We start from the raw sequence: 12723 nt of genomic DNA, 5'->3' as shown, positions 1-12723 counted from the left end.
CCATGGACCAGTCCGAAATCGACGCCCTCCTCGCCGGAGGTGGCAAATCACCCAAGAAGCCCAAGGGGGGCAAGGGCTCTGAGCCGGATCCGGCCCCGGCGCCACCCGCGCCCCAGTCTGCGGCCCATGGCGAGCCCCACAAGGATGGCAGCGGCCACGTGATCTCCGAGTTGGACACGGTCACGGCCGTGACCGAGCGCGAGTCCAACAAGGTCATGGACCAGCTGGACCAGATCAGCCGGCTCGTATCCCGCCAGCAGCAGCTCATCACGGACATGATGCGCCACGAAGGCGCCCAGGCCCAGGGCGTCCAGAAGGCCATCCACGAGGTCATGAGCGCCAGCAAGGAGATCCAGGACAAGGTCTTCGAGGCCATGGACCTGATGCAGTTCCAGGACATCACCCGGCAGAAGCTGGAGCGCATCGTCCACCACCTGCGCCAGATCCACGACTACATCGTCGATCTGCTGGGCACGGGCCTGAAGAGCGATGCCGAACGGCCCTCCATTAGCCACACCATCGCCCAGACGGGCACCACGCCCGACGAGAACAAGGCCCACGCGGATGCCGTGATCGAGGCCTTCAAATCCCAGAAGAAGGGGTAAACCATGGCCGCCGAGTCCACCCAGGCCCTCCTCGCCACGGAGCTGGTGCCCTCGGGCCAGCTGGTGACCTTCACGCTCGACGGCGTGGAGTTCGGCCTGGACATCGACCGGGTGCAGGAGATCACCCATCGCATCGATGTGACGCCCGTTCCGGGCAGCCCCAGCTTCATCCTGGGCGTCATCAACCTGCGCGGGCTCATCATCCCGGTCATCGACAGCCGGGTGCGTTTCCACCTGGCCCCCCAGGAGCCCACGACGAAGACCCGCATTATCGTGATGCGGATGGCCAGCGGCCCCACGGGCCTGCAGGTGGATTCCGTGGCCGAGGTGGTGCGCCTGGAGGATCACACCGTCCGGGAGACGCCCCCCCTTGTGGCGGGCATCCGCGCCGAATACCTGGCGGGTATGGTCACGGTGGGCACGCGGCTCATCACGCTCATCCACCTCGAGAAGCTGCTGGACAGTGCCGAGCTGACGCGCCGGGCCGAATTCGATGATCTGGCCGTCACCGGCACCTTTGCGGGCGGCGGCGAGGGGGACGAGGAACTCGAAGAGGATGGTCGGCCCTTCGTCACCTTCCGGTTGGGCGCCGAATCCTTCGGCATCGCCCTGCATGAGGTGGAGGAGATCGTCGAGCTGCCCCCTGTGACCAAGGTCCCCGACGCTCCCGACTACGTGCTGGGGGTGATCTGCCTTCGCGACCAGGTGATGCCGCTGGTGGACCTCTCCGAGATCCTGTCCATCCAGCAGGCCGGCGCCGAGCGCAAGCGGGATATGGTGGTGCTGCTCTCCTTCGGCACCGCGCGGATCGGCGTGGTGGTGGACGAGATTCAGGAGATCCTGCGCGTGCAGGACGGCCAGATGTTGCCGCCGCCCCAGACCCTGTCCGAAGCCGAGCGCGAGCATCTGGAGGGCATCCTCCTCCTGCCGGGCCGCATGGTGAGCCTCATCAACGTGCTGAAGATCATCACCGGCGACGACCAGGAGAAGATCGCCGCCATGGGGCAGGGCCTCGGCCTCGCCGACACGCGGGTCCAGGAAACGACTCCGAGCCTGGAACTGGTGGTCTTCCGCCTGGGGCCTGAAAGCTACGGCCTGCGTCTGCACGAGGTCCGCGAAATCATCATGGTGGGCCAGATCACGCCCGTGCCGCGCGCACCCCATTTCGTGGACGGCGTGCTCAACCTGCGCGGCGAGGTGATGCCAGTGGTGGATCTGCGCACACGCTTCGGGCTTGAGCGGGTGGAGGCCACCAGCATTTCGCGCATCCTCATCACGAGCATTGGCGGTGTCTACACGGGCCTCGTGGTGGATGCCGTGGACGAGGTGCGGCCGGTGGACCTGCACCGCTTCGGTCCCCCGCCCGCCGTCACCGCCGTGGGCGCCAACCGCTACATCGAAAAGGTGGCGCGGCTGGACAACGGCATGATCTTCCTGCTCGAACTTCAGCAGCTCCTGACCGACGCGGAGACCGAGCAGCTCCAGGGCCTCCAGGGGCGCCGCAACAGGACGGGTGAGCCATGAGCGATTTCGCCCTCGACGATCCCAGCTTCTACGAGGATTTCCTCGTCGAGGCGCAGGAGCATTTCGAGCAGATCGAATCCAACTTCCTGGCGCTTGAGGAATCGCCCGGCGACCTGGATTTGCTGAACGCCATCTTCCGCAGCGTCCACACCATCAAGGGCGCCGCGGGTTTTCTGGGGCTGCAGAAGGTCCAGGCCGTCGCCCACGTGGGCGAGAACGTGCTGGACGACCTCCGCAAATCCCGGATGGAACTCAGCGACCGCGTGATGGAACTGCTCTTCGAAACCGTGGACATGCTCAAGGTCCTGGTCGAGGATGTGCGCGTCCAGGTCCGAAAGCAGGGGGAGGCCGAGGATCCCGATCCCAGCGAGCTGATCCGCAACCTCGAATCGCTGAAGAAGGGAGGCGAGGCCCAGGCCCCCACCCAGGCCGCCGCCTCCACGGGCACCCTGAACCTGCCGGCGCCCCTGGCCCGCGTGAGCGAGGCCGGACGAAGCGCCGCCGCCACGGCCCTGGCCGAGGGCAAGACCGTGCTGGGCATCCATGCGGAACTGGCGGGCACGATCTACGGCACGGCCTTCAATCCCCTCTCGCTCTTCCAGATGGTCGACCTGGTGGGCAAGCTGCTGCACCGCCAGTTGATCCCTCGGGAACCCGAGGTGGATCTCGAAAGCTTCGAAGCCCGCGCCTTCCACCTGGATCTGGTGATGATCATCGAAGCCACCGAGCCCATGGAGGAGATCCGCAAGGTCTTCGGGGCCGTGACCAACGCGACCATCAGCTTCTACCCCTTGAGTCTGGAGACGGCCTCGGCCGCGACTGCCGCCGGCGACGGCGCGCCCGCCGCGGAGGACCGCCGCAAGAGCGGCCGCCGCAACACGGATGACAAGGGCGCCTCCGACACCATCCGGGTGAGCCAGGCCAAGCTCGAGCAGTTCATGAACATCGTGGCCGAGCTCATCATCAGCAAAACGATGATCAGCCACCTCGTGGAGCGCCTGATCCCCCAGGTCAACGGGCACCCCGCCTCGACCGTGGCGAAGGAGCTGGCCCACGCCTCCGTCTACCTCGACCACGTGAGCAAGGAGATCCAGGCCTCGGTGCTCGGCATCCGCATGGTGCCGGTCAAGACCATCTTCTCCAAGTTCCCGCGCATGCTGCGCGACCTGGCCAAGAACAGCGGCAAGAAGATCGATCTGCAGATGGTCGGCGAGGACACCGAGATCGACAAGAGCATCATCGAGGAGCTGGGCGACCCGATGATCCACCTCATCCGCAACAGCGCCGACCACGGCATCGAGATGCCCGAGGCCCGCGTGAAATCGGGCAAGTCCGAGGTGGGCACCGTGATCCTACGGGCCCGTCACGAGGGCGACAGCGTGGTGGTGGAGATCGAGGACGACGGCAAGGGCATCGACCCCACCATCATCCGCGCCAAGGCCGTGGAGAAGGGCCTGCTGACCCAGGACCGCGCCGACGCCATGCCCGACGATGAAGTCATCGAGATGATCTTCGCTCCGGGCTTCAGCACCGCCGCCAAGGTGACGGACATCTCGGGCCGCGGCGTGGGCATGGACGTGGTGCGCTCCAACGTGCGCAAGCTCAACGGCCGCGTGGGCGTGCGCTCCACCGTGGGCAAGGGCTCGGTCTTCACCATCAAACTGCCGCTGACGCTGGCCATCATCGACGCCCTGCTGGTGAAGAGCGGCAACCAGGTCTTTGCGCTGCCCGGCACCGCCGTGGAAGAGACGCTCATCGTGCCGCTGGAGAGCGTGTCCCACCTCACCAGCCGCCAGGCCATCAACCTTCGCGGCGAGGTGCTGGGCGTCTGCCGCCTCAAGCACCTGCTGAAGTCTGCCGCCCCCGTGAACGAGGCTGATGAAACCGACGGCCTGTCCGTGGTGGTGGTTTCGGCCGCCGGACGGCGCATGGGCATCATCGTGGATGCCTTCGTCCGCCGCCAGGAAGTGGTCATCAAGCCCCTGGCGCCCTACCTCGCCAGCCTGCCCGGCATCAGCGGCGCTTCCATCATGGGTGATGGCGGCGTGGTGCTGATCCTCGATCCCGCCGAACTCCTTCAGCTCGCCGTCCAGGAGGCCGTGTGAGCCTTGGCGCCGCGCCCCAGATGGAGGCCCGGCCAAGCGCTCGGGCCGAAAGCCGGGAGGCCGTCCATCACCGGTTCATGACCTTCTTCCTCAACGACCGGACCTACGGCATCCCCCTCCGGTTCGTTGCGGAGATCACGCCCTTCCGGGAGCTGAACAAGCTGCCGCACATGCCGCGGGCGGTGGAGGGGATCCTCGACCTCCGAGGCCGCGTCGTGCCGGTGGTGAACCTGCGGGTGCGGATGTCCCTGCCGCCCCTCGATTCCGAAAAGACGGGCACCATCCTCGTCCTCGACCTGGCGGGAACGGCCACGGGCCTGTTGGTGGACGCGGTGGACGCCGTGGTGAGCATCCCCGAGTCGGATCTGGTTCCTGCCAGCCCGCTGCTGGCGGGTCTCGACGGCGCCTGGGTCGAAGGCTTCATCGTCCAGGGCGAGCGGGTGGTCACCCTGCTCGATGCGGCCCTGGTGGCCAATCAGGGGGCCGCGCGAGCCCAGGGCAAGGAGATACTCGCCAACATCAGCCTGGAGGAGCGGCTGGACGAAGGCCTGAGGCGCCTCATCGAGATGGCCCCGGGCAAGGAGGAGGGCGAGCACCGGGTCATGCCCCAGATCGAAAGCTCCATCTCCTACACCGAGCAGGAGATGGCCAAGGTCCTGGAGCGGGTGGAAGCGATGCTCTCCAGCACGGACAAGTTCTTCCACGGGCTCGGCTACCTGAAACAGGAGGCCGGCCTCGGCAAGCTGAAGGGGCACGAGCGGGACATCGCAGAACTGGAGCGCATCAACCAGGACATGCAGGACACGGTTTTCGCCCTCATCCAGCAGATGCAGTTCCAGGATATCGCCCGTCAGAAGCTGGAACGGGTCATGTCCCACCTCAAGGGCATGCAGGTGGCGATCTCCGGGAAGTTCCGGGGGTCGAAGAATGGCAGCTGAGTCAAAAAGCGGGAACTGCGAATAACGCGAATCGCGCTGCGGGCGCGCGAATGAAGGACTGGGGCCAAGGCCCGGAATGACCCATCTGTCTCATTCCGTTTCTATTCGCGCCCATCCGCGCCATTCGCGGTTTCATGTTTTTTACGCCGACGCTGGAGCGCCTGCCTCGCCCCGGGCACAATGGAGGTTTAGGCCCAGGAGTCCCCGTGAGCAGCCAGCCCTTCACCGAAGTCCGATTCCTCGCCGGCCAGGTCGGCGAGACCGTCCGGCTGCGGGGCTGGGTCCGCAATGCCCGCACCAGCAAGACGCGCTTCATCGAGCTGCGGGACGGCTCGGGCTTCGTGCAGTGCGTGGTGGGGGCCGCCGAGGCGGATCCCGAGAGCTACGAACTGGCGGGCAAGCTCACGCAGGAGGCCGCCATCACGGTGACGGGCCTCGTGCAGCAGCATCCCAAGACCGGGCAGCCGGAGCTGCTCGTGAAGGCGCTCGAACTCATCGGCGGCAGCACGGATTTCCCCATCACGCCCAAGGAGCACGGCACTGAGTTCCTCATGGAGAACCGCCACCTCTGGTTGCGCAGCCGTCGCCAGTGGGCCATCCTCCGCATCCGCCACACCCTGGTGAAAGGCATCCGCGACTTCTTCGACGGCGATGGCTTCACGCTGCTGGACGCGCCCATCCTCACGCCCAGCGCCTGCGAGGGCACCAGCACGCTGTTCGGCACCGAGTACTTCCACGAGGGCATGGCCTTCCTCAGCCAGTCGGGCCAGCTCTACCAGGAGCCCGGCATCGCCGCCTTTGGCAAGACCTACTGCTTCGGCCCCACTTTCCGCGCCGAGAAGAGCAAGACCCGCCGCCACCTCACGGAGTTCTGGATGGTCGAGCCCGAAGTGGCCTTCGCCCACCTGGACGACGTCATGGCCCTGGGCGAGCGCATGACCAAGTTCCTCATCCAGCGCGTGCTCGAAGGCCGCCAGGAGGAGCTGAAGATCCTCGAGCGCGATCAGGCACCGCTGGAGACGGCCCTGAACACCACCTTCGACCGCATGACCTACACGGAAGCCGTGGAGAAGCTGAAGGCGCTCGGCAGCGACATCAACTGGGGCGAGGATTTCGGCAACGACGACGAAACCATCCTCATGAACGCCACGGACAAGCCGCTTTGGGTGCACCGCTTCCCCAAGGCCTTCAAGGCCTTCTACATGGAGCCGGATCCCCTGGACCCGCGCCTGGCCCTGGGCGCCGATCTGCTGGCCCCCGAAGGCTACGGCGAGGTCATCGGCGGCGGCGAGCGCGCCTCCAGCCTGCAGTACCTGCTGGAGCAGATCGAACACCACCAGCTCAGCCGGGCCGACTACGAGTGGTACCTGGATGTCCGCAAATACGGCAGCGTCCCCCACGCCGGTTTCGGCATGGGCCTCGAACGCGCCGTGGCGTGGATCTGCAAGCTGCCGCACGTGCGGGAAACCATTCCGTACCCGCGGATGATGGGGACGCTCAGGCCGTGATTCGCACGAGACCGAAGCCGAGCAGGGCCTGAGGGGCGAGGCTCAGACGGGGCCCGGGCGCAGGTGGGTACCTTCGTTTGTGCTCTTTGACTATCGGGGACGGACCTGATCGTCCAAGGCCCCATTCAAGCGAGGCGGACCTTCCCCCCTCGCCTTCAGGGCCGCCTCACCCTGCCCGCAGCCATCTCGAGGGGGCAACCCCTCGAAACGACGGTTGAATTCCCTCTCCTCAGGCGGAGGCGCAGGAGACCGCTTGGTCGGAGTCGGGTAGAGGCATGGTCGGTCCACCTTGACGGGGGCCAGAACTCACGTGCGGGGTGGACCAAACCCCGTGCACCTTCCTGGCTGCTGCTGGCCAGTAAAAAAGTGAGACTGCCTCTAAAAGAACCACCAATTATAACGATCCACGGCGACCTGCCGAGAGGTTGGGTTGAAAGCCATTGTTGAAAGCCATTGTTGAAAGCCAATGGTCCCGGAAGGAGAAGCCATGCTGAAGGGCTTGAACATCGCAAGGCGGCTCAGCCTGGGGTTCGGGGCGATCCTCGCGCTCATCCTCCTGGCCGTGTTCGTGGCCCATCTGCAGTCACGCAGGGTCCAGGCCACTCTGAAGGTCCTGGTCGAACGTGACCAGCGGGCCCTGATCCTGGGTGCCCTCATGGATCGTCAGATGCTCCTGACCGGGCGGTTCATCCGTGCCTACGCTTTGGAGGAATCCGAAGCGGCTCGGACCACCCAGAAAGGGAAGCTGGCGACAGCCAGGGCCACCTATGAGGACGCGCAGGCGAAGCTGACTGCCCTGCTGGGTTCGGAGGATGCGGGCACCCTCTCGATCCTCCGCAACATCGCCCCTCATCGTGAGCAGTCCGAGGGCATCCATGCCCAGTTCATTCAGCTGGTGGATCAGGGTAAGAAGGAGGAGGCCATCCGCCTCATATTCGGCGACGGGCGGAAGGCCATCAACGCCTGGCAGGAGGGGCTGGAGCAGCTCCTGGCCCTCCAGGAGAAGCAGGCCGAGGACCGAAGCGCGGCGGCGGTGATGGCCTCCACCCGCTCGGATGTCATCTTGCTGTCCCTCGGATTGGGGGCGCTGGCCGTCGGACTCTGGCTCTCTGTGGCCATCTCGCGCAGCATCGCACGACCCGCCGAGGAGATGTGCCAGGCCATCGAACAGGGCCTGGCCAAGGGGGACCTCCGGACGGACCTGCCCGTCCATTCCAACGATGAACTAGGCCGAGTGGGAGTCGCCTTCAATGAATTCCTGGTGAAGCTCAGGGGCATCTGGAAGGGGCTGGCCGATGCCTCCGCCCGCACGGCCAGTGGATCCATGGAGTTGTCGGCAGGTGCCCTGCAAATGTCCGCAACCACGGATCAGATTGCGAGAAGCACGGAGTCCCAGCGCCAGAGTTCCGAGCGCCTCTCCACGGCCATGACGGAGTTCTCTGCCTCCATTCAGCAGGTGGCAGGAAACGTCCGGGAGGCCCGCCAACAGGCCGGCAACGCCGTCCAGGCCACGGACCAGGGACACCGGGCAGGCGACGACACCACCGCCGCCATGGAGGCGATCCAGCTCACCAGCGGGCAGATCGTGCGGGCCGTCCAGGTCATCCAAGAGATCGCCCGGCAGACAAACCTCCTGAGCCTTAACGCGGCCATTGAGGCTGCCAAGGCGGGGGCCCAGGGGAAAGGCTTTGCCGTGGTCGCAGAGGAGGTGCGGAAACTGGCAGAGCGATCCGGCCTCGCGGCCAAGGAGATCGCGGAACTGATCAACAGCTCAAACGAGGCTGTGGCTGGAGGACGGGAGACTGTAACTGCCACGGTGACCGCCCTGGTCTCCATCCGTGAGAGTGTCACCGGGCTCTCCTCCCTGGTCAGCGAAATCGGCCAGGCCACGGAGGAACAATCCCACACCAGCGACGAGGTGGCCAGGTCCGTCGACGAAGGCGCCCAACTGGCCACCCAAAATGCCACGGCCACCACACAGTTGGCCCACACCGTTAACGAAGTGGCCCGCACTGCCGATGACCTGGCCCACGTGGCGGAACACTTGGCACACTCGGTGGCCCAATTCCAGGCTTAGAGTGCCTAACAAAACTCCGACGGGGCCGCCACGGGCCTTCCGCAGGAAGGCTCTCCCTCACAACTGCATCACCACGCCCGGCAGCTTCTGGATGGCTTCGCGCAGCGGGGTTTCGGCCCGGTCGTGGGGCAGGGTGACCCAGAAGGTGTAGCTGATGAAGGCGCCCTTGCAGTTGGCCTGGTGCCGTTGGTCGCCTTCAGGCTGGGGGCCGAGGTGGGCGAGGATCAGCTCCATCACCATGTCGGGGCGCAGCTCCTCCTGGCGACCGATGATCTTCATGGGGATGCGGGTGGGATAGGTGATCTCGGGACGTTCCGGTTCGGACATGCTTCCAATCTGCCCCAAACGAGACACGCACGCCACCGGGGCGTGCGTGTCATCAAAAGGAGGGCTTGGAACTAGTCGACTTCGATTTCCCGCAGGTCCTTGCCGGGCTTGAAGCGGATGCTCTTGCCCTTGGGGATCTGGACACTGGCGCCAGTCTTGATGTTCCGGCCCATGCCGCGCTTGCGGGGGCGTGGTTCGAAGACCCCGAAACCGCGGATCTCGATTCGGTGGCCGTTGAGAAGGGCGTCCTTCAGCCGCTCGGTGAGCAGGTCCACCACCTGGAGGGCGGTGGCGCGCGAGCAGGGATGAACCTTCATCAACGAATTGGCGATGTCGATCTTAATCATCTGCGACCTCGGGCCTTGGGGTGGGAGAGCCAGAATAGGAGAAGGACGTTCAACGTGCCAGGGTGATTTTCACATCCGTCGTGGGGGGCATGGGCATGGGCGCCCCCGGGGCCGGGGAAAGGATGGGCGGGGCAGGCGGCCCACCGGATTCCCGGCCGCCGCCCTGGGCGATGGCCATGCCGCGCTCCATGTTGGCCTTGGCCATGTCGGCGGTGGCCATGACGCCTTCGAGCCGGAGCTTGAATTCGCCCACATTGGTGGCCCGGAGCAGGGCTTCTTCCTCGGTGATGAGGCCCTGGCGCAGCAGGAAATAGAGGCTCTGGTCGAAGGTCTGCATGCCGTACTGGGCCGTGCCGGCGGCGATGACATCCTTCAGCATCTTGGTCTTGTCCTTGTCCTCGATGCAGCTGCGCACGGTTTCCGTGGCCACCATGACCTCCACCGCGGGCACACGGCCCTGGCCGTCCGCCCGGGGCACGAGGCGCTGGGAGATGACGCCCTTGAGCACGGCGGCCATCTGGAGGCGGATCTGCTTCTGGTGGTGGGGCGGGAACACCGAGATGATGCGGTTGATGGTTTCCGTGGCGTCGAGGGTGTGGAGGGTGCTGAAGACCAGGTGGCCCGTCTCGGCGGCGTGCAGGGCCGTTTCGATGGTCTCCAGGTCGCGCATCTCGCCCACGAGGATGACATCGGGATCCTGGCGCAGGGCGGCGCGCAGGGCCGAGGAGAAGGTCTTGCAGTCGGCCTCGACCTCGCGCTGGTTCACGATGCTGAGGTTGTCCCGGTGCAGGTATTCAATGGGGTCCTCGATGGTGAGGATGTGCTCGGTGCGGGTGGCGTTGATGAGGTCGATCATGGCCGCCAGCGTCGTGGACTTGCCTGAACCCGTCGTGCCCGTCACCAGCACGAGGCCGCGCTGCTCCTGGCAGATGGTCTTGAGCACCTTGGGCAGCATCAGGTCGTCGATGGTGTAGATCTTCCGCGGGATCACGCGGAGCACCAGGCCCACGGTGCCGCGCTGGTTGAAGATGTTGCAGCGGAAGCGGCCCAGGCTCGGCACCGAATAGGCGATGTCGAGGTCCATGTTCTCCTTGAACTTCGCCTTCTGCTTGTCGCTGGCCATGATCGCGTAGGCCATGGCGATGGTGTCTTCCTGCACCAGCCGCTTGAACTGGGTCATGGGCGTGAGTTTGCCGCGGATGCGCGCGATGGGGTGGTTGCCGACCTTGAGGTGGAGGTCGCTGGCTCCCTGCTCGCAGACCACGGTGAGCAGTTCGTTGATATGCATGGAGTTCTCCCGAGGAGGGTCCGCTTATCTTAGACCTGTGCCGCGGCAATGGAAGGGGGCGCGAATAGATCTCGGAAATGGTTGGGCTCTCTGGTAAAATCGAGGGTTCTGCCCGGCCTTTGCCTGGGCCCCACCAGGACTCCTGATGACGCCTCTCGAAAAGATCCGCAACCTGGCCATCATCGCCCACGTCGATCATGGCAAGACGACCCTCGTCGATGCCCTGTTCAAGGGCGCCCACATGTTCCGCGACAACCAGCGCGTCCAGGAACGGGCCATGGACAGCAACGACCAGGAGCGCGAACGCGGCATCACCATCCTGGCCAAGACCACGGCCCTGCACTGGGGCGGCTACCGCTTCAACATCGTGGACACCCCCGGCCACGCCGATTTCGGCGGCGAGGTGGAGCGCGTGCTGAGCATGGTCGATTCGGTGCTGCTGGTGGTGGACGCCTTCGACGGCCCCATGCCCCAGACCAAGTTCGTCACCCGCAAGGCCCTGGCCCTGGGCCTGCGCCCCATCGTCGTCATCAACAAGGTGGACCGCCCCGGCGCCCGCCCCGTCTGGGCCCAGGATCAGGTCTTCGAGCTGCTCATCGAGTTGGGCGCGACGGAAGAACAGCTGGATTTCCCCTGCGTCTTCGCCAGCGCCAAGCAGGGCTACGCCATGCTCGACGTCAATGACGCCAGCGACAACCTGGACCCCCTCTTCGACACCATCGTCAAGCAGTGCCCTCACCCCAAGGGCAGCCCCGACGCCCCCCTGCAGATGCTCGTCACCCTCATGGACTGGAGCGACTTCGTCGGCCAGATCGGCATCGGCCGCATCGTGAACGGTCGCCTCCACGTGGGCGATAGCGTGGCCCTCGTGAAGCGCGACGGCAGCATCCAGCAGCAGAAGATCACCCAGCTCTACGGCTTCGAGGGCCTCACCCGCGTCCAGCTGCAGGAGGCCAGCGCCGGCGAGATCGTCGCCATCGCCGGCATCTCCGACATCCGCGTGGGCGAGACCATCGCGGACGCCACCGACCCCCGGGCCCTCGATTACGTCGACATCGACGAGCCCACCATCTCCATGATGTTCATGGTGAACAACGGCCCCTTCGCCGGGCAGGACGGCAAGCACGTCCAGAGCCGCCGCATCCGCGAGCGCCTCACGAAGGAGCTGCAGCACAACGTGGCCCTGCGCGTGGAGGATACGGAGACCCCCGATTCCTTCAAGGTGAGCGGCCGCGGCGAACTGCACCTCTCCGTGCTCATCGAGACCATGCGCCGCGAAGGCTTCGAGCTCTGCGTGAGCCGCCCCGAAGTGATCCTCCACACGGATCCCGTCACCGGCGAGAAGCTCGAGCCCTTCGAGGATGTCACCATCGACATCCCCGAGGCCTACATGGGCGTGACCATGGAGCACATGGGCAACCGCAAGGCCGAGATGCAGGACATGGGCAACGAGGGCGGCCGCCTTCGCCTCCACTTCAAGATCCCCAGCCGCGGCCTCATCGGCTTCCGCAGCGAGTTCATGACCGATACCCGCGGCGAAGGCATCATCCACAGCCTCTTCAGCCACTACGGCCCCTACAAGGGCGAGCTGCCGGGCCGCAAGAACGGCGTGCTCATCAGCATGGAGACCTGCGAATCCGTGGGCTTCGCGCTCATGAACCTGGAAGAGCGCGGCATCATCTTCATCCACCCCCAGACCAAGTGCTATGAAGGCATGATCGTGGGCGAGCACGCCCGCGAGAACGACCTGGTGGTGAACGTGGCCAAGGGCAAGAAGCTGTCCAACATGCGCGCCAGCGGCAGCGACGAGGCCACGCGTCTCACGCCGCCCCGGGAGCATACCCTCGAGCAGGCCCTCGAATACATCGAGTCCGACGAGCTGGTGGAAGTCACCCCGAACTTCATCCGCATGCGCAAGCGGGTGCTCGACACCAACGAGCGCAAGAAGTCCGAAAAGCGCTCGGAAGCCTAGGCTAGCGCGCGCCATGGCGTAGCCCTCCCACA

General features: G+C 65.6%; 10 protein-coding genes. 7 read left to right on the top strand and 3 right to left on the bottom strand.

Annotated elements, in window-relative coordinates:
- The first annotated feature begins 2 nt into the window (after nucleotides 1–2).
- The 6 genes from QSJ34_RS16840 (at nucleotide 3) to QSJ34_RS16815 (ending at nucleotide 8757) form a co-directional block, all read left to right on the top strand.
- Entirely contained in the window at nucleotides 3–605 is a 603-nt protein-coding gene (locus tag QSJ34_RS16840) for a hypothetical protein (protein ID WP_285577492.1), read from the top strand.
- 3 nt (nucleotides 606–608) lie between these two features.
- Complete coding sequence (locus tag QSJ34_RS16835; protein WP_285577490.1) at nucleotides 609–2129, top strand: chemotaxis protein CheW; 1521 nt, start codon at nucleotides 609–611, stop codon at nucleotides 2127–2129.
- Nucleotides 2126–4234 (top strand): chemotaxis protein CheA, encoded by a 2109-nt coding sequence (locus QSJ34_RS16830; RefSeq protein WP_285577488.1) that lies wholly within the window; start codon nucleotides 2126–2128, stop codon nucleotides 4232–4234. The genes QSJ34_RS16835 and QSJ34_RS16830 overlap by 4 nt, the downstream gene beginning before the upstream one ends.
- A complete protein-coding gene (locus QSJ34_RS16825; RefSeq protein WP_285577485.1) occupies nucleotides 4231–5172 on the top strand; it encodes a chemotaxis protein CheW in 942 nt (313 codons plus the stop codon). Before QSJ34_RS16830 ends, QSJ34_RS16825 begins: the two co-directional genes overlap by 4 nt.
- 206 nt (nucleotides 5173–5378) lie before the next feature.
- Nucleotides 5379–6680, top strand: coding sequence for an asparagine--tRNA ligase (gene asnS, locus QSJ34_RS16820; RefSeq protein WP_285577483.1), 1302 nt, complete (start codon nucleotides 5379–5381; stop codon nucleotides 6678–6680).
- Between the two features lie 487 nt (nucleotides 6681–7167).
- Complete coding sequence (locus QSJ34_RS16815; RefSeq protein ID WP_285577481.1) at nucleotides 7168–8757, top strand: methyl-accepting chemotaxis protein; 1590 nt, start codon at nucleotides 7168–7170, stop codon at nucleotides 8755–8757.
- Between the two features lie 57 nt (nucleotides 8758–8814).
- On the opposite strand, the gene QSJ34_RS16810 is transcribed toward QSJ34_RS16815, so the two are convergent.
- The 3 genes from QSJ34_RS16810 to QSJ34_RS16800 form a co-directional block, all read right to left on the bottom strand.
- The gene (locus QSJ34_RS16810; protein WP_285577479.1) at nucleotides 8815–9084 is read right to left on the bottom strand and encodes a DUF493 family protein; all 270 of its coding nucleotides are present in this window, start codon (nucleotides 9082–9084) and stop codon (nucleotides 8815–8817) included.
- Between the two features lie 71 nt (nucleotides 9085–9155).
- Nucleotides 9156–9431 carry an HU family DNA-binding protein gene (locus tag QSJ34_RS16805; RefSeq protein ID WP_285577477.1) on the bottom strand — a complete coding sequence of 92 codons (276 nt, stop codon included), beginning with the start codon at nucleotides 9429–9431 and terminating at the stop codon, nucleotides 9156–9158.
- Between the two features lie 49 nt (nucleotides 9432–9480).
- Nucleotides 9481–10719: a type IV pilus twitching motility protein PilT gene (locus QSJ34_RS16800; protein WP_285577475.1), complete on the bottom strand. Its 1239-nt coding sequence runs from the start codon at nucleotides 10717–10719 to the stop codon at nucleotides 9481–9483.
- A gap of 145 nt (nucleotides 10720–10864) precedes the next feature.
- Here QSJ34_RS16800 and typA point away from each other — a divergent pair, with 145 nt between their 5' ends.
- Nucleotides 10865–12691 carry a translational GTPase TypA gene (gene typA, locus QSJ34_RS16795; protein WP_285577474.1) on the top strand — a complete coding sequence of 609 codons (1827 nt, stop codon included), beginning with the start codon at nucleotides 10865–10867 and terminating at the stop codon, nucleotides 12689–12691.
- Nucleotides 12692–12723: the final 32 nt, after the last annotated feature.

Source organism: Geothrix limicola (genome assembly GCF_030268085.1).
GTDB classification, from domain to species: Bacteria; Acidobacteriota; Holophagae; order Holophagales; family Holophagaceae; genus Geothrix; species Geothrix limicola.
The sequence above is the reverse complement of the archived record's forward strand: the minus strand, read 5'-3'. Positions and strand labels throughout refer to the sequence as shown.

Excerpts from the sequence above, each read along its gene's own strand:
- QSJ34_RS16840 (WP_285577492.1), top strand. The coding sequence starts at position 3 with ATGGACCAGTCCGAAATCGACGCCCTCCTCGCCGGAGGTGGCAAATCA.
- QSJ34_RS16835 (WP_285577490.1), top strand. The coding sequence starts at position 609 with ATGGCCGCCGAGTCCACCCAGGCCCTCCTCGCCACGGAGCTGGTGCCC.
- QSJ34_RS16830 (WP_285577488.1), top strand. The coding sequence starts at position 2,126 with ATGAGCGATTTCGCCCTCGACGATCCCAGCTTCTACGAGGATTTCCTC.
- QSJ34_RS16815 (WP_285577481.1), top strand. The coding sequence starts at position 7,168 with ATGCTGAAGGGCTTGAACATCGCAAGGCGGCTCAGCCTGGGGTTCGGG.
- QSJ34_RS16810 (WP_285577479.1), bottom strand. The coding sequence starts at position 9,084 with ATGTCCGAACCGGAACGTCCCGAGATCACCTATCCCACCCGCATCCCC.
- QSJ34_RS16805 (WP_285577477.1), bottom strand. The coding sequence starts at position 9,431 with ATGATTAAGATCGACATCGCCAATTCGTTGATGAAGGTTCATCCCTGC.
- QSJ34_RS16800 (WP_285577475.1), bottom strand. The coding sequence starts at position 10,719 with ATGCATATCAACGAACTGCTCACCGTGGTCTGCGAGCAGGGAGCCAGC.
- typA (WP_285577474.1), top strand. The coding sequence starts at position 10,865 with ATGACGCCTCTCGAAAAGATCCGCAACCTGGCCATCATCGCCCACGTC.